This window comes from Pseudomonas sp. QE6, from assembly GCF_041379005.1.
In the GTDB taxonomy this organism is placed as follows: Bacteria; Pseudomonadota; Gammaproteobacteria; order Pseudomonadales; family Pseudomonadaceae; genus Pseudomonas.
Map to the genome: position 1 here is coordinate 5115206 of NZ_CP166873.1, position 21019 is coordinate 5136224.

The 21019-nt window shown below is 64.0% G+C and carries 21 protein-coding genes; 3 read left to right on the top strand and 18 right to left on the bottom strand.

Annotation, left to right across the window (positions count from 1 at the left end; translation table 11 throughout):
* Positions 1–223 precede the first annotated feature (223 nt).
* The 5 genes from ACAW63_RS23370 to ACAW63_RS23390 all read right to left on the bottom strand — a co-directional run bounded on the left by ACAW63_RS23370 (position 224) and on the right by ACAW63_RS23390 (position 4581).
* Positions 224–1663 carry a PLP-dependent aminotransferase family protein gene (locus ACAW63_RS23370; RefSeq protein ID WP_275611050.1) on the bottom strand — a complete coding sequence of 480 codons (1440 nt, stop codon included), beginning with the start codon at positions 1661–1663 and terminating at the stop codon, positions 224–226.
* 116 nt (positions 1664–1779) lie between these two features.
* Positions 1780–2415 carry a LuxR C-terminal-related transcriptional regulator gene (locus ACAW63_RS23375; protein WP_371229359.1) on the bottom strand — a complete coding sequence of 212 codons (636 nt, stop codon included), beginning with the start codon at positions 2413–2415 and terminating at the stop codon, positions 1780–1782.
* 156 nt (positions 2416–2571) lie between these two features.
* The gene (locus tag ACAW63_RS23380; protein WP_275611048.1) at positions 2572–3384 is read right to left on the bottom strand and encodes an OmpA family protein; all 813 of its coding nucleotides are present in this window, start codon (positions 3382–3384) and stop codon (positions 2572–2574) included.
* Positions 3381–3725 carry a DUF4398 domain-containing protein gene (locus tag ACAW63_RS23385; RefSeq protein ID WP_370601694.1) on the bottom strand — a complete coding sequence of 115 codons (345 nt, stop codon included), beginning with the start codon at positions 3723–3725 and terminating at the stop codon, positions 3381–3383. The genes ACAW63_RS23380 and ACAW63_RS23385 overlap by 4 nt, the downstream gene beginning before the upstream one ends.
* A gap of 28 nt (positions 3726–3753) precedes the next feature.
* On the bottom strand, positions 3754–4581 hold the full coding sequence (locus ACAW63_RS23390) for a substrate-binding periplasmic protein (RefSeq protein ID WP_371229363.1): 828 nt from the start codon (positions 4579–4581) through the stop codon (positions 3754–3756).
* 97 nt (positions 4582–4678) lie between these two features.
* On the opposite strand from ACAW63_RS23390, the gene ACAW63_RS23395 reads away from it, so the two are divergent.
* Positions 4679–5629: an alpha/beta fold hydrolase gene (locus tag ACAW63_RS23395; RefSeq protein WP_371229366.1), complete on the top strand. Its 951-nt coding sequence runs from the start codon at positions 4679–4681 to the stop codon at positions 5627–5629.
* Positions 5630–5703: 74 nt separating this feature from the next.
* Here ACAW63_RS23395 and fabV read toward each other — a convergent pair whose 3' ends face one another.
* From fabV to ACAW63_RS23410, 3 genes are all read right to left on the bottom strand, one after another.
* Positions 5704–6900, bottom strand: coding sequence for an enoyl-ACP reductase FabV (fabV, locus tag ACAW63_RS23400; RefSeq protein ID WP_275611045.1), 1197 nt, complete (start codon positions 6898–6900; stop codon positions 5704–5706).
* A gap of 215 nt (positions 6901–7115) precedes the next feature.
* Entirely contained in the window at positions 7116–8045 is a 930-nt protein-coding gene (locus ACAW63_RS23405) for an electron transfer flavoprotein subunit alpha/FixB family protein (protein WP_371229369.1), read from the bottom strand.
* Positions 8045–8794: an electron transfer flavoprotein subunit beta/FixA family protein gene (locus ACAW63_RS23410; protein WP_275611043.1), complete on the bottom strand. Its 750-nt coding sequence runs from the start codon at positions 8792–8794 to the stop codon at positions 8045–8047. The genes ACAW63_RS23405 and ACAW63_RS23410 overlap by 1 nt, the downstream gene beginning before the upstream one ends.
* A 346-nt stretch (positions 8795–9140) precedes the next feature.
* Here ACAW63_RS23410 and ACAW63_RS23415 point away from each other — a divergent pair, with 346 nt between their 5' ends.
* Positions 9141–10796 carry an electron transfer flavoprotein-ubiquinone oxidoreductase gene (locus ACAW63_RS23415; protein WP_370599764.1) on the top strand — a complete coding sequence of 552 codons (1656 nt, stop codon included), beginning with the start codon at positions 9141–9143 and terminating at the stop codon, positions 10794–10796.
* A 118-nt stretch (positions 10797–10914) separates the two neighbouring features.
* Here the strand turns inward: ACAW63_RS23415 and ACAW63_RS23420 are convergent, their stop codons facing one another.
* The 5 genes from ACAW63_RS23420 to ACAW63_RS23440 form a co-directional block, all read right to left on the bottom strand.
* Complete coding sequence (locus tag ACAW63_RS23420) at positions 10915–11493, bottom strand: DUF1285 domain-containing protein (RefSeq protein WP_371229373.1); 579 nt, start codon at positions 11491–11493, stop codon at positions 10915–10917.
* Entirely contained in the window at positions 11490–12101 is a 612-nt protein-coding gene (locus ACAW63_RS23425) for a DUF4823 domain-containing protein (protein WP_275611041.1), read from the bottom strand. The genes ACAW63_RS23420 and ACAW63_RS23425 overlap by 4 nt, the downstream gene beginning before the upstream one ends.
* A gap of 106 nt (positions 12102–12207) precedes the next feature.
* Positions 12208–13668: an ArnT family glycosyltransferase gene (locus tag ACAW63_RS23430; RefSeq protein WP_371229377.1), complete on the bottom strand. Its 1461-nt coding sequence runs from the start codon at positions 13666–13668 to the stop codon at positions 12208–12210.
* A gap of 192 nt (positions 13669–13860) precedes the next feature.
* A complete protein-coding gene (locus ACAW63_RS23435) occupies positions 13861–14829 on the bottom strand; it encodes a radical SAM protein (RefSeq protein ID WP_343572816.1) in 969 nt (322 codons plus the stop codon).
* Positions 14830–14922: 93 nt separating this feature from the next.
* Entirely contained in the window at positions 14923–15561 is a 639-nt protein-coding gene (locus ACAW63_RS23440) for a TetR/AcrR family transcriptional regulator (protein WP_152224531.1), read from the bottom strand.
* Positions 15562–15645: 84 nt separating this feature from the next.
* Here ACAW63_RS23440 and ACAW63_RS23445 point away from each other — a divergent pair, with 84 nt between their 5' ends.
* Positions 15646–16779 (top strand): aminotransferase class V-fold PLP-dependent enzyme, encoded by a 1134-nt coding sequence (locus ACAW63_RS23445; RefSeq protein ID WP_331319867.1) that lies wholly within the window; start codon positions 15646–15648, stop codon positions 16777–16779.
* A gap of 263 nt (positions 16780–17042) precedes the next feature.
* Here ACAW63_RS23445 and ACAW63_RS23450 read toward each other — a convergent pair whose 3' ends face one another.
* From ACAW63_RS23450 to mltG, 5 genes are all read right to left on the bottom strand, one after another.
* Positions 17043–17819: a TatD family hydrolase gene (locus ACAW63_RS23450; protein ID WP_331319868.1), complete on the bottom strand. Its 777-nt coding sequence runs from the start codon at positions 17817–17819 to the stop codon at positions 17043–17045.
* 88 nt (positions 17820–17907) lie between these two features.
* The gene (locus tag ACAW63_RS23455; protein ID WP_009621447.1) at positions 17908–18264 is read right to left on the bottom strand and encodes a PilZ domain-containing protein; all 357 of its coding nucleotides are present in this window, start codon (positions 18262–18264) and stop codon (positions 17908–17910) included.
* 36 nt (positions 18265–18300) lie between these two features.
* Positions 18301–19287, bottom strand: coding sequence for a DNA polymerase III subunit delta' (locus ACAW63_RS23460; protein WP_275611036.1), 987 nt, complete (start codon positions 19285–19287; stop codon positions 18301–18303).
* On the bottom strand, positions 19280–19912 hold the full coding sequence (gene tmk / locus ACAW63_RS23465; RefSeq protein ID WP_371229384.1) for a dTMP kinase: 633 nt from the start codon (positions 19910–19912) through the stop codon (positions 19280–19282). Before tmk ends, ACAW63_RS23460 begins: the two co-directional genes overlap by 8 nt.
* A gap of 26 nt (positions 19913–19938) precedes the next feature.
* The gene (gene mltG / locus ACAW63_RS23470; protein WP_371234766.1) at positions 19939–21015 is read right to left on the bottom strand and encodes an endolytic transglycosylase MltG; all 1077 of its coding nucleotides are present in this window, start codon (positions 21013–21015) and stop codon (positions 19939–19941) included.
* Positions 21016–21019: the final 4 nt, after the last annotated feature.

The following is a 21019-nucleotide window of genomic DNA, read 5'->3' on the forward strand; positions in this document are numbered from 1 at the left end:
AGGAGCGAGCTTGCTCGCGAACAACCCAGCATCGATATGGCCGGGTAACTCTATTCGCGAGCAAGCTCGCTCCTACAGGTACGGGTGCTCACCGGCAGGCCTTGGCATCCTCGCGCTCAGGGCCCGGCCCTGGCATTGGCGGCCGGTCATGGTGTAACGGCGTACAACCGCGAACGGTTGTACGCCCTGCCCCAAGTGGATTAGCGTCCGGTGTAATCAACGATCAGGCTGCGATCAGCCCTTCCTGGCACAGCTGGCAGGCCAGCATGCCGAGAGTCATGATCGCCCGCTCCGCCTCGCGGTCCCACGGGATGCCGCAGGTCAGCCGCAGGCAGTTGTTGAACTGCTCGGTGTTACTGAAGATCAGCCCCGGCGCGATGCTGATGCCCTGCTCCAGCGCGCGCACGTGCAGCTCCTTGGTGTTCACCTTGGCCGGCAGGCTGACCCAGAGGATGAAGCCGCCCTTGGGCCGGGTCATCTGCGTGCCTTCGGGGAAATACTGCTGCACCGCCAGCTGGTAGGCGGTCATGTTCTTGCGGTACTCCTGGCGGATGTAGCGCAGGTGCCGGTCGTAGCCGCCGTTCTCCAGGTAGGCCGCCACTCCCATCTGGGTAACGGTGCACGCCGAATGGGTGGTGAAGGTCTGCAGGCGGCGGATTTCTTCCTGGTAGCGCTCGGTGATGATCCAGCCGATGCGCACGCCGGGGGAAATGGTCTTGGAGAAGCTCGAGCAGTACACCACCCGGCCGTCGCGGTCATGGGCCTTGAGCGCCTTGGTCTGGCCCTGGTCGAACATCAGCTCGCCGTAGATGTCGTCCTCGATCACCCCGATGTTGTGCTCGGCGGTGAGCTTGAGCAGCTGCTTCTGGCGATCTTCCGGGATGGTGCCGCCCAGCGGGTTGCTCAGGCGCGGGGTCAGCACCAGCGCCTTGATCGGCCACTGGTTGGCGGCCAGTTGCAGCGCTTCCAGGCTGATCCCGGTGAGCGGGTCGCTGGGGATCTCGATGACCTTGAGGCCGAGGATGTCGGCCAGCTGCAGCAAGCCATAGTAGCTCGGCGACTCGGTGGCTATCAGATCGCCCGGACGGGTCATCACGCGCAGCGCCATGTGGATCGCGTCCACGCAGCCATGGGTGATGGTCACCTGGGTCGGATCGACCACCACGCCGGCATCGCGCATGCGGATCGCCACCTGGCGGCGTAGCGGTTCGTAGCCGGGGCTGAACATGTAGCTGAAGGCCCGCGGGCTGGAGAAGCGGGTGACCTTGGCCAACTGCTGGTGCAGCGCGCGGACCGGGAGGTAATCCACGTGCGGCACCGCCGCGCCCAGCGGGAACACGCCTTCGCGGCGCGCCTCGGCGAGCACCTGGTTGATGATGCTGCTGCGGGTGACCAGGCCCGGGCGCTCGACCCGGGCGATGTCCGGCGTCGAGGCGGTCAGCGCCGGCGTACGGTGCACGTAGTAGCCGGACTGCGGACGCGCGCGGATCAGTCCCTGGTCTTCGAGGGTGGCATAGGCCTGCAACACCGTGGCGTGGCTGACGTTGAGCTGGGTGCTCAGCTTGCGCACGGACGGCACACGCTCGCCCGGCTGGTAGACACCACGGCGGATGTCTTCGGCCAGTTGCTGGGCGATGCGCTGGTACAGAAGCAGATTGGACATGACGGCCATCCCTCGGTCATTGGACCGAAACAGTAGCTAAAAAGCCGCAACTGTTCCAGAACAGTGACAGGGATTGTGCGCGTTACAGTTACCGCTGACCAGCGCTACATGCCGCGTCAGACTTCGCCGAGCCAGTCCAGTACGCCGAAGGCGACCAGTTGGGCGTCACTGGTCAGGCCCAGCTTCTGCATGGCGTTGCGCTTGTGGGTGCTGATGGTCGAAACGCTGCGGTTGGTGCGCTCGGCGATCTCGCCAACGGTGGCGCCGTGGGCCAGGCGCCGGATGATGTCCATCTCGGTGGGGCTCAGCGGCCGACCGGTGTGACGCGGCTGGCGCAGGGTCGGGTCGATGAAGGTGTCGCCACGACGCACGCGCTGTACTGCATCGGCGAGCACGCCCAGGGCGCTGCGCTTGCAGACATAGCCCAGCGCGCCGCACTTCACCACCGACGCCGCCATCAGCGGTGCGCCGAGCAGCGAGTACACCAGGATCTGCACGCCGGGATAGTGACGGCGCAGCCATTCGATCAAGTGTACGCCATCGCGCCCACGCTCACCCGGCAATGCCATCTCCATGATCAGCAGGTCGGTATCGGTCCTTTCGCTCAATGCGGTCAGCAGACTCTCCGTGTCGCTGACATAGGCGTTCACCTGAGCGTCGCAGTGTTCGGCCAGATAATGTTCCAGCCCCCAGCCAATCATCGGTTGGGCATCCGCCACGATCACGTTCAGGGTCTTTTTCTCGGACAGCATTTACGTCTCTCGCTGGTGACTCCCCAGCATGGGGATTAGTCGCACGGGTTCATTTTCGCCAACGCGACCCTCGAATAATTTCGAGATCCCCATGCAAGAAGCCCCGGAGCGGGGAGCTCCAGGGCTTCATTTGCAACGCCATGTGACCGGGTGTGTTCAGCGCTCGGCGCCCAACTGGCCCTTTTCGTCGGAGAAGACGATCTCGACCCGGCGGTTCTGCGCCCGCCCCAGCGACGAGGCGTTGTCCGATACCGGATAGGCCTCGCCGTAGCCTTGCACCTGGATACGCTTGGCGTCGACGCCCAGGTCGGACAAGGCGTCGGCCACCGACTGCGCGCGGTCCTTGGACAGTTGCAGGTTCTGCTGCCGATCGCCGTCGCTGTCGGTATAGCCCTCGATGCGAATCACCCGCCGCGGGTTGAGCTGGAGGAACTGCACCACCTTGAGCACGGTGCGGTTGGCGGCGGGCTTGAGGTCAGCCTCGCCACTGTCGAACAGCACGTCGCCGAGGGTCAGCACCAGGCCGCGCTCGGTTTCGTTGGTGGCCAGGCTGACCATCTGCTGTTCCAGCCACTTGTTCTGCTCCTGCACGTTGGCCAGGCGCGCCTCGCGCATGGCCAGTTGCAGACGTTCGCGTTCGAGCTGCTGCTTGGCCAGGCGTTCCTGGTTTAGCGTGTAGTTGCTGTGCTCGCGGGCAATCTCGCTGTAACGCTGGCTGAGATAGGAATACTGCAGCACGTCGTCGCTGCTGCCCCAGTAGTTGGACAGACGCTCGGCACGCGCCAGCGATTCGCCGGCGCGGATGACATCCTTGGGCGCGCTGCGCAGCACCGCGGAATCTTCCTTCACGGACTGGAACTGGGTACGCGCCTGCTCCAGGGACTTCTCGCTCAACTGGCTGTTGGCGCAGCCCGCCAGCGCGACCACGGAGCCCAGCGCCACGAAGCGCAACAGTTGCAGTGAAGTCATTGCGCTTCCCCCAACTGTTTACGCAGGCGATTGATGCTCTTGCTCTGCTCGGCCAACTGGTCCGCGCTCTTGCGCGTCAGCTCCTTGGCCTCGGCGAGGCGGGCATCGAGCTCGGCCTGCTCGGCAAGCTGCCGCGCCTTCTTGTTCGACTCCACCGCCAGGGCGCCCTTGGCAGCCTGGTACTTGTCCTCGGCGAGCTTCAGCTCGGCTACGTCATCCGTCGCGCCCACGGCCTTGGCCTGCTCCAGCGCCTGTTCGGTAAGGCGCATCTGCTCGGTGGGTGCCGGGTCGTTCGTTGTGCAACCGGCCAGGGCAAAAAGAGCCAGACCGGCGGCCATCATCCGTCGATTGATCACGAAATCTGTTGTCCTACTGGGTGGGAGTGCTGGCCGGCTGCAACTGCTGCCCCTTCCAGCGGGCCAGGTTGTCCTGCAGCAAGCGCTGCGGGACTCCGGCGGCCGTCAATTCTGTCATTTTTTTCGCCAGTTGTCCGCGCAGCCAGGGGTCGTTGCAAGCGGAGTTGTGCGCCAGTGTCAGGTACAGACCCTCGCTGGAGACCGGCGGTTCCAGCGGCTGCAGGTCATCCACCATGCCGAGGCTGGCGGCCACCGCAAGGCCGGGATAGTGCTCGTAGAGCACGTAATCGGAACGCTTGAGCAGCAGCTTCTGGAAGGCCTGGGTCAGGCTGGGCACCTCCTCCAGAGTCAGTTGCTGCTTGGCGAAGCTGTCGAAATCGGCACCGAAGCTGTTATTCACCAGGGTGCCGCCCTTCAGCCCGCGCAGGTCCTCCCAGTGCGCATAGGGTAAGGTGGCGTCCTTGCGCGTCCAGACCACGCTGTCGGTGGTGAGGAAGGCCGGATGGATGTAATCCATGGTTTCCAACCGTGCGGGAGTCAGGAAGGCCCCGGCGATCAGATCGACGCGCCCCAACCGCGCTTCCTCCTGCGCCCGCGCCCAGGAGCCGGTGTAGATCACCCGGATATCCACGCCAATCGCCTTGCCGATCTGCTCCAGCAGGTCGGCATTGGCGCCGATCAGGCGCTCGGGCTTCATCGGGTCGCGCCACAGGTACGGCGGATATTCCGGGTTGCCGGTGGCGACCAGGCGCTCGCATTTACCTGCGGCGAGGCCGGCCAGAGGCACCGAGAAAGTCGCCAGCAGAAGAGCTGCACGCAGCATCGTGGAGCAATGGAGCATCGTTAATCTCGCTTACCGGAAGTAAGAACGGTCATGCTTAGACCTGCAAAATGCTAGCGTAAAGCACACCATCCCGATTTGGTAATAAGGACTTCTCATGAAGAAAGCCCTTCTGCTCCTCGTCCTGCTGCTCGCCGCCACGGCGGGCGTGTTGTATGCCGTTCCCGCCACGCTGCTGGCCACCGCACAGTTCGCCGAGAGCAGCCGCGCGGGCCTGGGCGAACGCAGCCTGACGGTGGACAATCTCGACATCCACTACTACGAGGGCGGCCCGGACAAGGCCCAGACCATCCTGCTGGTCCACGGTTTCGGCGCCGACAAGAGCAACTGGCTGCGCTTCGCCCACTTCCTCACCGACCGTTACCAGGTCATCGCCGTCGACCTGCCGGGCTTCGGCGACAGCAGCCGCCCGGAGAACATCAGCTACGACGTCGGCACCCAGGCCGAACGCCTGGCGGACTTCATGCGCGAACTGGGCATCGGCCGCTACCACGTAGTCGGCAACTCCATGGGCGGACACATCGCTGCGCTGCTCGCCGCACGCCACCCGAATAACGTGCTGTCGGCCGGCCTGTTCGACAACGCCGGGGTCATGGCGCCCCGCCAGAGCGAACTGTTCCAGCGCCTGCTCAAGGGCGAGGACAACCCGCTGGTGCTGCGCTCGGTGGACGACTTCCCCGCCCTGCTCGACTTCGTCTTCGTGCAGCGGCCGCCCATGCCCTCTCGGCTGGAGCACTACCTGGCAGAACGTTCGCTGGAGCGCAGCGCCTTCAACAACAAGGTCTTCCAGCAACTGCGCGAGCGTTATATCCCACTGGAGCCGGAACTGCCGAAGATCACCGCCCCCACCCTGCTACTGTGGGGTGACCGCGACCGGGTGCTGGATGTATCCAGCATCGACGTAATGAAACCGCTGCTTAAAAAGCCCAGCGTAGCCATCCTGCGCGATTGCGGCCATGTGCCGATGATCGAACGGCCGGAAGAAACCGCCAGACTGTACCTGGACTTCCTCCAGCAGAGTCAGGCACCGGCCACCGCGGCCAACTGAAGGTTACGGAAAACAGAAACGGCGCCCCAAGGCGCCGTTTCTGTTTGAGCGGGAAGTCCGCGAGGACTTCGACCTCAGAGCTGGATCAGATTGGGAATCTGCACGTCCGGATTGACGTCCTGCTCGTAGTCCACACCCGCGATCTCGAAGCCGAACAGGCGCAGGAACTCGGTCTTGTAGCCGGCAAAGTCGGTCAGTTGGTACAGGTTCTCGTTGGTCACCTTGTCCCACAGGTCCTTCACGGTGTTCTGCACATCCGGCTGCAGTTCCTTGTAGTCGGCGCGCAGGCGGCCGTCGGCGTCCAGGTGCGGTTCGGCGCCGTACAGGCTGTCGCGGAACAGGCCGTCGACCTGCTCGATGCAACCTTCGTGAGTGCCCTTCTCCTTCATCACCTTGAACAGCAGCGACAGGTACAGCGGCATCATCGGGATAGCCGAACTGGCCTGGGTGACCACAGCCTTGAGCACGGAAACGCGGGCGTCACCGCCGGTGGCGGCCAGCTTCTCGCGAATGCCCAGGACCTTCTGGTCCAGGTCCTTCTTGGCGGCGCCGATGGAGCCGTTCCAGTACAGGTCGTGGGTGATCTCTTCGCCCAAGTAGGTGAAGGCGGTGGTTTTCACGCCATCGGCCAGCACACCGGCTTCCTGCAGCGCGTCCATCCACATCTGCCAGTCTTCACCGCCCATCACCGCCACGGTGTTGGCGATTTCCTCGGGCGTCGCCGGCTCCATCACGCTTTCCTTGATCACTTCCTTGTCGGTGTCCAGACCTCGGAAGTTGACGGTCTTGCCGACCGGCTTGAGCACGGAGTTGAAGACCTCGCCGGTCTTCGGATGGGTACGGCGCGGCGCGGCCAGGCTGTAGACCACCAGGTCGACCTTGCCCAGGTCCTGCTTGATGGTTTCGATGGTGACCTTCTTCACTTCGTCGGAGAAAGCGTCGCCGTTGATGCTGCGCGCATACAGGCCCTTGGCCTTGGCGAACTTCTCGAAGGCAGCCGAGTTGTACCAGCCGGCGGTGCCCGCCTTGGTTTCGCTGCCCGGACGCTCGAAGAACACGCCCAGGGTGTCGGCGCCGGCGCCGAAGGCGGCGCTGATGCGGGCGGCCAGGCCATAGCCGGTGGAGGAACCGATCACCAGGACCTTCTTCGGACCGTTGGCGATGGGGCCGTGCGCCTCGACGTACTCGATCTGTTCCTTGACGTTGGCTTCACAGCCGGTCGGGTGGGTAGTGACGCAGATGAAGCCACGCACGCGCGGTTTGATGATCATGAAAACCTCGGTAGCCAAGTGTCGATTGAACACATTCAGGAACTGGAGACGTCGCGCATTGTAGATGAGACACCTTCGTCCGGGGACTTATCGGCGAAGATTCGTGACCAATGGGTCATGCACGCGGCGAATCATCCCTTTCTACAGGGAAATCAAGGACCTGAAATGAAAGAACCCGCCACGTGGGGCGGGTTCCTTCAGCAAGCGGATCGGGCTCAGACGGCCTTTTCCAGCTCCGGTACGGCTTCGAACAGGTCGGCGACCAGACCGTAGTCGGCAACCTGGAAGATCGGCGCCTCTTCGTCCTTGTTGATCGCAACGATCACTTTCGAATCCTTCATGCCCGCCAGGTGCTGGATGGCACCGGAGATGCCCACCGCGATGTACAGCTGCGGTGCAACGATCTTGCCGGTCTGGCCGACCTGCATGTCGTTCGGCACGAAGCCGGCGTCGACCGCGGCGCGGGAAGCACCGACAGCGGCGCCCAGCTTGTCGGCCAGGGCGTAGAGGATCTTGAAGTTGTCGCCATTGCCCATGCCGCGGCCGCCGGAAACGACGATCTTGGCAGCGGTCAGTTCCGGACGGTCGGACTTGGCCAGTTCTTCGCCCACGAAGGCGGACTTGCCGGCGTCAGCCGGGCCGGAAACGGCTTCAACGGCAGCGGAACCACCTTCGGCAGCGGCGGCGTCGAAACCGGTGCCACGTACGGTGATGACCTTCACGGCAGCCGAGGACTGCACGGTAGCGATGGCGTTACCGGCGTAGATCGGGCGCTTGAAGGTGTCGGCGCTGACCACTTCGATGATCTCGGAGATCTGGTCGACGTCCAGCAGGGCGGCGACGCGCGGCAGGAAGTTCTTGCCATTGGTGGTCGCGGCGGCCAGCACGTGGCTGTAGCCCTTACCCAGCTCAGCGATCAGCGGAGCAACGTTCTCCGGCAGTTGGTGAGCATAGGCAGCGTTGTCGGCGACCAGCACCTTGGAAACACCAGCGATCTTGGCAGCGGCTTCGGCCACACCACCGACGTTCTGGCCAGCGACCAGGATGGCGATATCGCCACCGATCTTCTGCGCAGCAGCGACGGTGTTCAGGGTGGCAGCGCCCAGTGCGCCGTTGTTGTGCTCAGCGATTACCAGGATAGCCATCAGATTACTTTCGCCTCGTTCTTCAGTTTCTCGACCAGTTCGGCAACGGACTTGACCTTGATGCCAGCGCTACGGGCAGCCGGAGCTTCGACTTTCACGGTCTTCACGGTGGAAGCGGTGGAAACGCCCAGGGCGTCCGGGGTCACCACGTCCAGCGGCTTCTTCTTCGCCTTCATGATGTTCGGCAGCGACGCATAGCGCGGTTCGTTCAGGCGCAGGTCGGTGGTGACGATCGCCGGCAGGTTCAGGGCAACGGTCTGCAGGCCGCCGTCGATTTCACGGGTGACGTTGACCTTGTCGCCAGCCACTTCAACCTTGGAGGCGAAGGTGCCCTGGGCGTAACCGGACAGCGCAGCCAGCATCTGGCCGGTCTGGTTGTTGTCGCTGTCGATGGCCTGCTTGCCGAGGATGACCAGCTGCGGCTGCTCTTTGTCGACAATGGCTTTCAGGGCCTTGGCGACAGCCAGGGAATTCAGTTCGTCGTTGGATTCGACGAGGATGGCGCGATCGGCACCCAGCGCCAGCGCGGTGCGCAGTTGCTCCTGGGCGGCGTTCGGGCCGACGGAGACCGCAACGATCTCAGTGGCGACGCCTTTCTCTTTCAGGCGAACGGCTTCTTCCACGGCGATTTCGCAGAAGGGGTTCATGGACATCTTGACGTTGGCGAGATCGACGCCGGAGTTGTCCGCCTTGACGCGGACCTTGACGTTATAGTCAACCACTCGTTTGACAGCTACAAGAACCTTCATGGATTCCTCGTTATTCTCCGGTGAATAGGAATGTCGCCAGACAGGCCTGGCTGGTAGTGCACGCCATCTGCGACTACATCCAGCGAGACCGCGACCGCAAAACCGCAGGTATCTTGACCGCATCGCCCTGGCGGGTCAATACGCGAAAATACCCCTACATAAGCCGCGGACCCCGATTCTATCAGGGTTACGCGCGATTCAAACAAACGTTTGTATTGCGCTCGATAAGGGGTTTAGATATAGCAACAGGTCTAGCTATAATGCGCCCCGCTCTTACCGGGTGGGGGCACGCCCATCCCAATACCTACAAAATATGCCCAGAGCCTTGATTCAGGAGAGATCGATAGTGGAACGCGAATTTATGGAATTCGACGTCGTCATCGTCGGCGCCGGCCCTGCCGGTCTGTCCGCCGCTTGCCGACTGAAGCAGAAGGCCGCCGACGCCGGTCAGGAAATCAGCGTCTGTGTGGTCGAGAAGGGTTCCGAAGTGGGCGCCCACATCCTCTCCGGCGCCGTGTTCGAGCCCCGCGCGCTGAACGAGCTGTTCCCCAACTGGAAAGAGCTCGAAGCGCCGCTGAACACCCCGGTCAAGCGTGACGACATCTATGTGCTGAAGAGCCCGGAAGCGGCGGCCAAGGTGCCGAACTTCTTCGTGCCCAAGACCATGCACAACGAAGGCAACTACATCATCTCCCTGGGCAACCTGTGCCGCTGGCTGGCCCAGCAGGCCGAAGGCCTGGGCGTCGAGATCTACCCGGGCTTCGCCGCCCAGGAAGCGCTGATCGACGAGAATGGCGTGGTGCGCGGCATCATCACCGGTGACCTGGGCGTCGACCGCGAAGGCAATCCGAAAGAGGGTTACTACACCCCCGGCATGGAACTGCGCGCCAAGTACACCCTGTTCGCCGAAGGCTGCCGTGGCCACATCGGCAAGCAATTGATCAAGAAGTACAAGCTCGACAGCGAAGCCGACGCCCAGCACTACGGCATCGGCATCAAGGAAATCTGGGACATCGACCCGGCCAAGCACGAGCAGGGTCTGGTGGTGCACACCGCCGGCTGGCCGCTGAACGACGAGAACCCGGGTGGTTCCTTCCTCTATCACCTGGAGAACAACCAGGTGGTGGTCGGCCTGATCATCGACCTGTCCTACACCAACCCGCACCTGTCGCCGTTCGACGAGTTCCAGCGTTACAAGCACCACCCGGTGATCAAGCAGTACCTGGAAGGCGGCAAGCGCGTGGCCTACGGCGCTCGCGCCATCTGCAAGGGCGGCCTGAACTCGCTGCCGAAGATGGTATTCCCGGGCGGCGCGCTGATCGGTTGCGACCTGGGCACCCTGAACTTCGCCAAGATCAAGGGCAGCCACACCGCCATGAAGTCCGGCATGCTGGCCGCTGACGCTGTTGCAGAAGCCCTGGCCGCCGGCCGCGAAGGCGGCGACGAGCTGACCAACTACGTCGATGCGTTCAAGGGCAGCTGGCTGTACGACGAGCTGTTCCGCAGCCGCAACTTCGGCGCGGCCATCCACAAGTTCGGCGCCATCGGTGGCGGTGCGTTCAACTTCATCGACCAGAACATCTTCGGCGGCAAGATTCCGTTCACCCTGCACGATACGACTCCGGACTACGCCACCCTGAAAAAGGCCAGCGAAGCGCCGAAGATCGATTACCCCAAGCCGGACGGCAAGATCAGCTTCGACAAGCTGTCCTCGGTATTCCTCTCCAACACCAACCATGAGGAAGACCAGCCGATCCACCTGCGCCTGACCGACCCGAGCGTCCCGGTTGGCAAGAACCTGCCGCTCTACGACGAGCCCGCGCAGCGCTACTGCCCGGCCGGCGTGTACGAAGTGGTGAGCAACGACGACGGCAGCAAGCGCTTCCAGATCAACGCCCAGAACTGCGTACACTGCAAGACCTGCGACATCAAGGACCCGGCCCAGAACATCACCTGGGTGGCACCGGAAGGTACCGGCGGTCCGAACTACCCCAACATGTAATACGTTGGCGGTAATGAAAAAGGCTCCCATTCGGGAGCCTTTTTTTGGCCTCATGCTCATGGCAGCGGGCGTGTAGCAGACTTAAAAAAGAACTACCAGACTCGTTCAGACTATGGAGTCACGGCTGTGGAGCGATGGGGAAGAACTCTCCCGAACTCCATACACCCAGCCATTCCCGCCCCTCGATTTCGCGGCTGACGGCCAGCTCGACCAGTTGATAGAACACGTTGCGATGGATCAGCGCTTCCAGATTCACCCGCACCAGCACGTAGGGCGACGGCTCCTGGGTCTGCGGGTCGAGTTCCACGCGAATCGGATGCGCGGCATCGGCCACCACTTCATCCTCGACGTTGGTGGTGAAGCGCAGCACCTGCTGCTCCCCCTCCCCCTCTACAACCAGGCTGATTGCGACGAACGGCGCGTCGTCGACCGTGATCCCGCACTTCTCCACCGGCGTGACCAGGAAGTAGTCGTCGCCATCGCGGCGGATGATGGTGGAGAACAACCGCACCATCGGCTTGCGTCCGATCGGCGTACCCAGGTAATACCAGGTGCCATCGCGGGCGATGCGCATGTCGATGTCGCCGCAGCAGTCCGGGTTCCACAGGTGCACCGGCGGCAGCCCCTTGCCCTGGGTGGCGGGAATCTGCGCCAGCAGGTTGCCGGCACGCTCCGGATTAGTCAGGGGGTCGGTCATTGGTACTCCTCGTGCGTCCTCACCCCCAGCAGGCTGCGGGCGTACTCTTCCAGCGGCGGCCCGATCAGGTCGTCGGGCTTGGCATCATAGAATGTCAGAAAACCGCCACGACTGCGGATAGTGGCACTGTCCACCAGATAGCGGTTGGCGGTTTCGATCAGCATCACCTGGATCACGCTGCGGTCGCGTCCCACGGCGTTGTCGGTATCTTCATACTCTTCGTAGCTGCCGACATTGTCCTCCCCGCGGGCGAAGCGGGTATAGAGCAGGTAGTTGGCGCCCACCGCCCGCGCCTCCTGCATCGCCCCCTCAAGCCCCAACGGCCCCTGGGCGCGCCGCACCATCGGGAAATACTCGACGAAGCCCTTGAACGCCTCCTCTGCCACCACGTTCGGCTGCGCATAAGCATGACCGGGCGGCACGAAAGGCCCCTGGGCGATGTAGATGAACGAGTCCGGCTGCAGGCGCCAGTTCCCCGTGCGACGAGTCTGGCTGTGGTCGAGGAAGCCGGCATCACCCGCGTAATAGCCGGTGCGTTCAGCCATGTCGCTGGGCGTCATGCAGCCTGCCAGGGCTGCCATGGCGAAGATCGCCAGAAGGGTGCGCATCTCTTGTCTCCACGGCCGGTGTCGAGAAACCGGCACTCGACCGCAGGATGCAGATTCCGCGCCACCCGCAAGCACGGCTACAGCGCTCGCGAGCCCCGGCCGCAGTTCAGCCATGGGTATTTCCCGCTATCGGCTGCTTGGCCGTATCGCCCCCGCTGCCGCAGGCGCCGCCCAGCAGAACGACCTGCAGCTCCTTGCGGCGACTGAGGTACTTCGGAACCGTGTCGCTGACGCAATGCGCCGACGCCTGCAGCGCGGCTGGCAATTTTCCGGGTACGAACAGCAGGCCAGCAGCGGTCGAGGTTGCCGAATCAGCCGACAGGCGGGTGACGGGACGCCCTGCGTAATACACCAGGCGCATGTCCGGCACGTCGAGGCTATAGAGCGGCAGAGCGGGATGCGCCGCGGCAATCCGAGTGATTTCCGGCAACGCCTGGTATCGATAAGCGAAGACCGTGCGCTCAAGTACCGTGTAGAAGCCGACAAAGCCGAACAGCAGCAGCAGGGGCCCCCACTGCATTGCCTTGCGCCGCCAGCCGCCCTGGCGGGCGAATACCTGCATCCAGTGATAGGCCAGCAGCAATGCAACGCAGGGGTAGGTGGGCAGGAGGTACTTGGCGTGCTTGTCGCTGAACAGGGAGAAAACGATCAGCGGTACGAGAATCGCGCAAAGCGCCAGGATCAGCTGCGGGCTCTGCCTGATCTGCCGCCACAGCTGCCGCGGCCCCGCCAACAGCAACAGCCAGAACGGGAAGAAGTCACCGGCGAGATACAGCAGGTACGCATACCAGGGGTCGCTGCCGCCGCTACCTTTGACCTTCTCGACGATGTCCTGCTGGAAGATCGCCTTCCAGACATCCATGCCCTCCTGCAAGGTCACGGCGGCATACCAGGACGCCCCCAGCGCCAAGGCGATCAGCCAGCCTGGGATGTCGCACAGGTAGGACCGTGCGCGCTCCTGGCGCTGGATCAGGGCGAAGACCAGCACCGGCAAGGTCACCAGCAGCAGGCTGACCGGTCCCTTGGTCAGCAGCGCGCAACCGAGCAGGGCATAGCTCAGCAGGCTCCAGCGGCGACGACCATCGATGAACAGGTAGACATAGGCGCTGAGCAGGGACAGGAAGCAGAACGCCGTCAGCGCCATCTCGATTTCCGCGCGCCGGGCGAACTGGCTGAATCCCGCGTTGGCCGCCAGGAAAATGCAAGCGAACAGCCCAAGGCCGCGCCCACCGATGCCGCGCCCCCAATAGAAGGTGCCGGCCAGCGTGGCGAGCGCCAGCAGCGCCGAGGGCAACCGTACGGCCCACTCCGACACGGCGCCCGCCAGGTGCACCGGAATCAGTGCCAGCCAATAGAAGAGCGGCGGCTTCGCCAGATACAGATCGCCGTTCATGTGCGGCAGCAGCCAGTCGTTCGCCTGGTACATCTCGCGAACCGTGACCGCCCGCCTCGCCTCATTGACGCTGAGGAAAGCGATATCGCCATTGCCCCACAGACACAGAACCAACAGCAACGCTACAACCACCAGGAACCAGAACCCCTGTTCCAGTTCGATACGTTCCTGCATCAATGCAACCTCCCGCGGTGCGACGGACAAGGACAAAGGATGGGGCGAAGAAACGGCCCGCGATGCGGAACATCAAGGGCCGGGATACGACTCAGGCAAGCGGCAGGCAGGAGCGAATCGGCCGGATGACCGCGCGCCGCCACGAAGCGGCGCCCATTCTGCTCCAGCCGGAGGCCGACGGAAACTCCCGGATCAGCCGCCGATGATCTTCATGACGGTGACGCCGCCGGAGAAGGCGACTTCCTGCTTGTCCGCCAAGGCACGCACCAGCAGGCGCTGGAGCGCCGGCAGGGCCTGGTGACGGGGTTTGTCGAGGAGATCGCCGACGTAATGGCGATTGCTCGACGACAGGCAGCCATGCAGCCAGCCGGTGGACGACAGGCGCAGGCGCGAGCAGGTACGGCAGAACGGCACGCTTTCGTTGGCGATCACGCCGAAGAAGCCCTGTCCCGGCACTTCATAGCGCAGTGCGGTGGCATCCACAGGCGCGTTGGCCTGGATGTAGGGGTGGCGCGAACCGATCAGCTCCAGCAGTTCCTGCATGCCGATGAACTGCTGGTTGAAGGCATTCGGGTCGCGGGCCAGGTGCCCCATGCGCATCAGTTCGATGAAGCGCAGCTCGAAGCCATGCCCCAGGCAGTAGTCCAGCAGCGGCAGGACCTGGTCGAGGTTCTGTCCGCGCAGCGGCACCATGTTGAGCTTGATCTTCAGGCCAGCGGCACGAGCCTCGTCGAGTCCCTTGAGTACGGTCGCCAGATCACCGCCACGGGCGATGCGACGGAAGGCCTCGGCATCCAGGGTATCGAGGGAAACATTGAGACGGCGGATACCGCAATCCAGCAGCAACGGCAGCTTCTTCGACAACAGCTGGCCGTTGGTGGTGATGGCGATGTCCTGCAGACCGAGGCGGCTGACGCCGTGCAGGAAGGCGTCCAGCTTGGGACTGACCAGCGGCTCGCCGCCAGTCACCCGCAGGCGCTCGATGCCGGCCGCTTCGATCAGGTAGGCGACGCCACGCACCAGGGATTCGGCCGACAGTTCGTCCTGAGCGGCGACCAGACGCTTGCCATCCGGCACGCAGTAGGTGCAGGCGTAGTTGCAGGCGGCGGTCAGGCTGACCCGAAGGTTACGGAAGCGCCTGCCCTGGCGGTCGACGATCATGCTCGGCTCCGGTGGGGATCACCCATTCAGTATATCCCCACCCTCACCCGCCAACCTGTCGCACGAGCGACGATGGACAGTGCGAATATCGACTCAGGCGGCCGGTGTATCGCCGTCGCGCTTGCGCTTGTTGCCCATGCGCACGCCGATGTCCATGAGGAACTGGAAGAAGCCCTCCTGGTCCTCCAGCACCTCGCGCCAGAACGGCGAGTGGTACAGCGCCACGGCGCCGTGCACCAGCGCCCAGGCCGCGCAGTAGTGGAAGTAGGCTGGCACGTCTTCCAGCTTGCCCGCCGCGATGCGTTCCTTGATCAGCTGGCTCAGGCGCTCGAAGTTGGACTCGCGGATCTTGTGCAGCTCCTCGACCATCTCCGGGACCTGGCTGGTCTTCACCACCTTCTCTTCCAGGCGGTCGAACAGGCGGTAGCGCTGTGGATCGCGCATGCGGAACTCGAAGTAGGCGCGCGACAGGCGCTCCTTGTCCCGCGCCACGTCTTCGGAATGGAACAGCGCCGCCAAGTCGCGCTCATAGTCCAGCATCAGGCGCAGGTAGATCTCCGCCTTGGACTTGAAGTGCTTGTAGATGGTGCCTTTGCCGATACCCACGGCATCGGCGATCATTTCGACCGTGACACTGTCTTCGCCCTGCTCCAGGAACAGCTTGAGGGCGGTGTCGAGGATTTCCTGTTCGCGACGACGGAATTCGCGAACCTTGCGCGGCTCTTTCTGCATAAAAAGACTGTTCGGTCAAAAATAGTCAAAATTCGAAGCCGCGTATTATGCCTATTCAGCGCCAAATTGCACGGATCATCCGACATGATTAGCTTCTCCCACGAATTTCCCCAACAGTCCGGCCTGCACTACCTGAATCACGCAGCTGTAGCGCCCTGGCCCAAGCGTGCGGCTGACGCCGTAGCTGCCTTTGCTCAGGAAAACGTCCTGCTCGGCGCCCGCGACTACCCGCAGTGGCTGACCATCGAGAAGCGCCTGCGCGAGCGCCTGGCACGCCTGCTCAACGCCCAGACCACCGGCGATATTGCACTGGTAAAGAACACCTCCGAGGCGCTGTCGTTCGTCGCCTTCGGGCTGGACTGGCGCGCCGGCGACCAGGTGGTGATCAGCGACCAGGAATTCCCCTCCAACCGGATCGTCTGGGAAGCGCTCAAGCCCAAGGGTGTCGAGGTCGTCCCGGTCAGCCTGAACGGCACCGATCCCGAGGGTGACCTGCTTGCCGCCTGCGGCCCGCGCACACGCCTGCTGTCGATCAGCGCGGTGCAGTACGCCAGCGGCCTGCGCATGGACCTGGAGCGCCTCGGCGCCGGCTGTCGACAGCGCGGCGTGCTGTTCTGCATCGACGCCATCCAGCAGCTCGGCGCCCTGCCCTTCGATGTCCAGGCCTATGACTGTGCCTTCGCCATGGCCGACGGCCACAAGTGGATGCTCGGCCCGGAAGGCCTGGGCGTGTTCTATTGCCGCGCTGCCGAACGGGAACAACTGGCGCTGCAGGAGTACGGCTGGCACATGCTGGAAAACGCCGGCAACTACGATCTGGACCACTGGCAGCCGGCGCGCAGCGCGCGACGCTTCGAGTGCGGCAGCCCGAACATGCTCGGCGCCGTGGCGCTCGACGCCAGCCTGAGCCTGCTGGAAGAGGTTGGCATGGAGAAGGTCGGCGCCCTGGTTGGGGAGCGTGTGCAGCAGTTGCAGGACGGGCTGGCGCGGATTTCCGGCGCGACGCTGCACAGCCCACTGAATCCGTCCCGTCGCGCGGGCATCCTGACCTTCAGCCTGGCCGGCTGGGACAATGCCCGACTACTGGAGCGCCTGCGCGCGGAACAGGTGGTGTGCATCCAGCGCGGCGCCGGCATTCGCTTCTCGCCACACTTCTATACGACGGAAAAGGTGATCGAGGAGACCCTGGCATTGATCGCCGGAATGGCGCAGGAATGAGCCCAGGTGCTCAGCCCGCTGTGATGTATTCCAAATCCGTTTAAAAAACACCCGGCCCCCTGTGGCAGCCGCGTCATCTTGACCAATACTTACAGATACCGGTGCGCGGCATCTCCCCCCAAGTGCCCCGCCGGTGAAGGTACCGAGGATCGCGTACCTTATTGTTACACTCCTAATGGTCTTGACCCGGATTCATCCCCCAGAACCCGGGTTTTTTTTGCGCGCGATTTCTGTAATCGAACAGCCGTGATCGGCGCCCGGGATCACTTTGCCAGCGGGAACAACCGACGGAAGTTGGCGGTGGTCTGCTCGGCCAGGGTCTCGAAGCTCACGCCGCGCAGCACGGCCAGGTACTCGGCCACTTCGCGCACATACTCCGGCAGGTTCGGCTTGCCACGGTGCGGCACCGGGGCGAGGTACGGCGAATCGGTCTCCACCAGCAGGCGGTCCACTGGCACCTGGCGCGCCACCTCACGCAGTTGCTCGGCATTGCGGAAGGTGACAATACCCGACAGGGAGATGTAGAAGCCGATATCCAGCGCCGCCTTGGCCATCTCCCAGTCCTCGGTGAAGCAGTGCAGCACGCCAGCCTGCGGCAGCGCTGCCTCGCGCAGCAGCGCCAGGGTGTCGGCGCGGGCTTCACGGGTGTGGACGATGACGGGCTTGCCGGTGACCTTCGCCGCTTCCAGATGCAGGCGGAAGGCTTCCTGTTGCAGCTCGGCAGCTTCGGGCTCGTAGTGGTAATCCAGGCCGGTTTCGCCGATGGCCACCACGCGCGGATGATTCAGCTCTCCCAGCAGCCAGTCCAGCGCCGGCGCAACGCCAGGCTCCAGGTCCAGCGGATGCACGCCCACCGAGCAGTGCACGTCGGCGTAGCGGTCGGCCAGGTCCTTCACCGCCTTGGCGTTGTCCGCGCTGACGCCGATGCACAGGAACTGGCTGACGCCGCGCGCACGGGCGGCGTCCAGCGCGGCATCCAGCGAACCGCCGTGGGCGGCAAGATCGAGGCGATCGAGGTGGCAGTGGGAATCGACCAGCATGAAAACACTCTCCGGAAAATGACGAAGCGCCCATTCGGGCGCTTCGTGCTTGCAGCCTGTATAGCCTGCCATTCTCGCATGGCATGAGCTACATGGTATGGGTCGGACGGTCCGACTTCAGCGCGCCGGCCAAGTAGGTCTCGATCTTGTTGCGCGCGGTATTGTCGCCATCGTTGAACTGCACGCCGATACCCGCCGCACGGTTGCCCTGGGCGCCCTTGGGCGTAATCCAGACCACTTTGCCGGCCACCGGGATCTTCTCCGGCTCGTCCATCAGGTTGAGCAGCATGAAGACTTCGTCGCCCAGCTTGTAGGTCTTGTTGGTCGGGATGAACAGACCACCGTTACGGATGAACGGCATGTAGGCGGCATACAATACGGACTTGTCCTTGATCGTCAGGGACAGGATTCCGTTCCGCGGACCCAGATTCGGTGGCAAGCTCATTCAGCTGTCCTGGCAGTTGTATCCAATGGGCGGATTCTAGCCCGGCCCGGGAAGGCTTGCCCACTGTACGAGCAAGGCTTCGAGAAGCAAGGCACGATTGAGGTTGGCTTTGTTCAGGACTTTCTGCCGCTGCGCGAGCAACCATTCCTGGATCGCCAGCACCTTGTGCTGTGCCGACTTCTCGGCGAGGTACTGCACCACCTTGCGCATATCGGTCAGGCCGAGGCCGGCCTCATCGCGCGCCAACTGATAGCGCAGGGTCAGCAAGGCCCAATCGCAGAACCAGTCGAACAGCAGCGGCAGGGGCAATGCGTTCCAGCTCTCCGCCAGCTGACTGGGGGCGACCTGTTGCTTGAGCAGCCTCTTCACCCCGTCCACCACCAGTGCGCGCTGCTCGCGAACGCCCTGCCCATGCAGGCGCAGCGCGGTGAGCGGCGAACCGCCGGCCAGTACCAGCAACTCGTCCAGGCCTTCCGTCGACTCCTCCGGCAAGGCGCCGGCCAGCCATGCACGGCTCTGCTCCGCATTCGGTTGCGGGCAGGCCTGCTGCACACAGCGGCTCTTGATGGTCGGCAACAGCCGGCTGGGCTGGTGGCTGATGAGCAGCAGCACCGTATCGCCGGAGGGCTCCTCCAGGCTTTTCAGCAGGGCGTTGGCGGCGTTCAGGTTCATCGCTTCGGCGGGTTCCAGCAGCACCACCTTGCGCCCACCCAACTGAGCGGTCTGCACCACGAAATCCACCAGCTCACGCACCTGGTCGACACGGATGGGCTTCTCCGGCTCTTCCGGCTCCAGCAGGAAGAAATCCGGGTGGGTGCCGGCAGCGAGCAGCTGACAGGCCTTGCACTGACCACAGGCCTTGCCGTTCGTCGGCTTCTGGCAGAGCAGCAAGTGCACCAGCGTCTCGGCCAGCACACGCTTGCCGATTCCGGCCGGGCCATGCAGCAAGTAGGCGTGAGCATGCCGCTCGCGGCCGCTCAGTTGCTGCCAGAGGCCCTGCTGCCAGGGATAGATATCAGCCATGCAGGCGCTCCAGCAGGGTCGGCAGCAGCGCGTCCAGGTTGCGTTGCACCTCGGCCAGCGGCTGGGCGGCATCGACGATGCGGTAGCGCGCAGGCTCGGCCTGGGCGCGAACCAGGTAGGTGCTGCGCACGGCCTCGAAGAAGGCACGGCCCTCCTGCTCGAAACGGTCGAGCCGGCCACGGGCCGCGGCGCGGGACAGGCCGATTTCCACCGGCAGGTCGAAGACCAGGGTCAGGTCCGGGCGTAGACCGCCCTGGACGAAGCTTTCCAGTTGCGCGATGCGCTCCACCGGCAGGCCGCGACCGCCGCCCTGGTAGGCGTAGGTAGCATCGGTGAAACGGTCGCACAGCACCACGGCGCCGCGCGCCAGGGCTGGGCGGATCACCTCGGCGATGTGCTGGGCGCGGGCGGCGAAAACCAGCAGCAGCTCAGTGTCCACCGCCATCTTTTCGTCGCTGGGCGCCAGCAGCAGTTCGCGGATGCGTTCAGCCAGCGGGGTGCCGCCGGGTTCTCGGGTCAGCTGGACTTCGATACCGCGCTCGCGCAGGCGCTCGGCCAGGTACTCGCGGTTGGTGCTCTTGCCCGCGCCTTCGGGGCCTTCCAGGGTGATGAACAGGCCGGTCACTCGGCTCTCCTTGATCTCTTGTCGGGCTACTGCGCCGCAGGGGCGTCGCCGGCGGGGGCGTTCGGTGCAAGCACCGGAGCCGGGCTGGAACGGTAATCGGCGCGACGCTTGAGCTGAAATTCCTGAACCGCCTTATTGTGGTCGTCGAGGTTGTCGGAGAAGGCATGACTGCCATCGCCTCGCGCAACGAAGTACAAACTGTCACCCGGCACCGGATTGAGTGCCGCGTGGATGGCCTCGCGCCCCGGCAGGGCGATGGGCGTCGGCGGCAAACCGGCGATCACGTAGGTGTTGTAGGGGGTCGCCTCGCGCAGGTCGGCGCGGGTGATCTTGCCGGCGTAGCGATCGCCCATGCCATAGATGACGGTCGGGTCGGTCTGCAGCAGCATGTTCTTTTCCAGACGACGCACGAAGACGCCGGCGATTTGCCCGCGCTCCTGCGGTACGCCGGTTTCTTTCTCCACCAGCGAGGCCATGATCAGCGCCTGGTAGGAGTCCTTGTACGGCAAGTCCGACTCGCGCTTGTCCCACTCTTCGGCAAGGATGTTGTCCATGCGCTGGTAGGCTTGCTTCAGCAGGTCGATGTCCCGTGTGCCCCGGACAAAACGGTAGGTATCGGGGAAGAAGCGCCCTTCGGGGAAGACACCCGGCTTGCCCAGCCTGGCCATCACCTCGGCATCGCTGAGACCGGCCAGGGTCTGGCTGAGCTTGGGCTGGCGGGAAAGCAGCTCGCGCACCTGGTGGAAGGTCCAGCCTTCGACCAGGGTCAGGCCGTACTGCACCACGTCACCGTCGCGCCACTGGTCGAGCAGTTCGGCAGCGGTCATGCCGGGCTTGAGGCGGTATTCGCCGCTGTGCAGCGCCTCGCCGGAGAGGTTGAAGCGCCAGTACAGGCGCAGCCAGAACCCGCCATGCAGCACGTCCTCGTCCTGCAGTCGGGTCAGCAGTCCGCCCGGCGTCGCCCCGGAGGGCGCGTCGAGCAATCGCTCTTCGGTGAGCTGGAGCGGCTGTTGCAGCGCGCGGTGCTGCTCCCAGGCCGCCAGGCCCAGCACGAGCCCGGCCAGCAGCAGGCCGCCTTCCAGCAGCACCAGCAATTTGCGCATCACG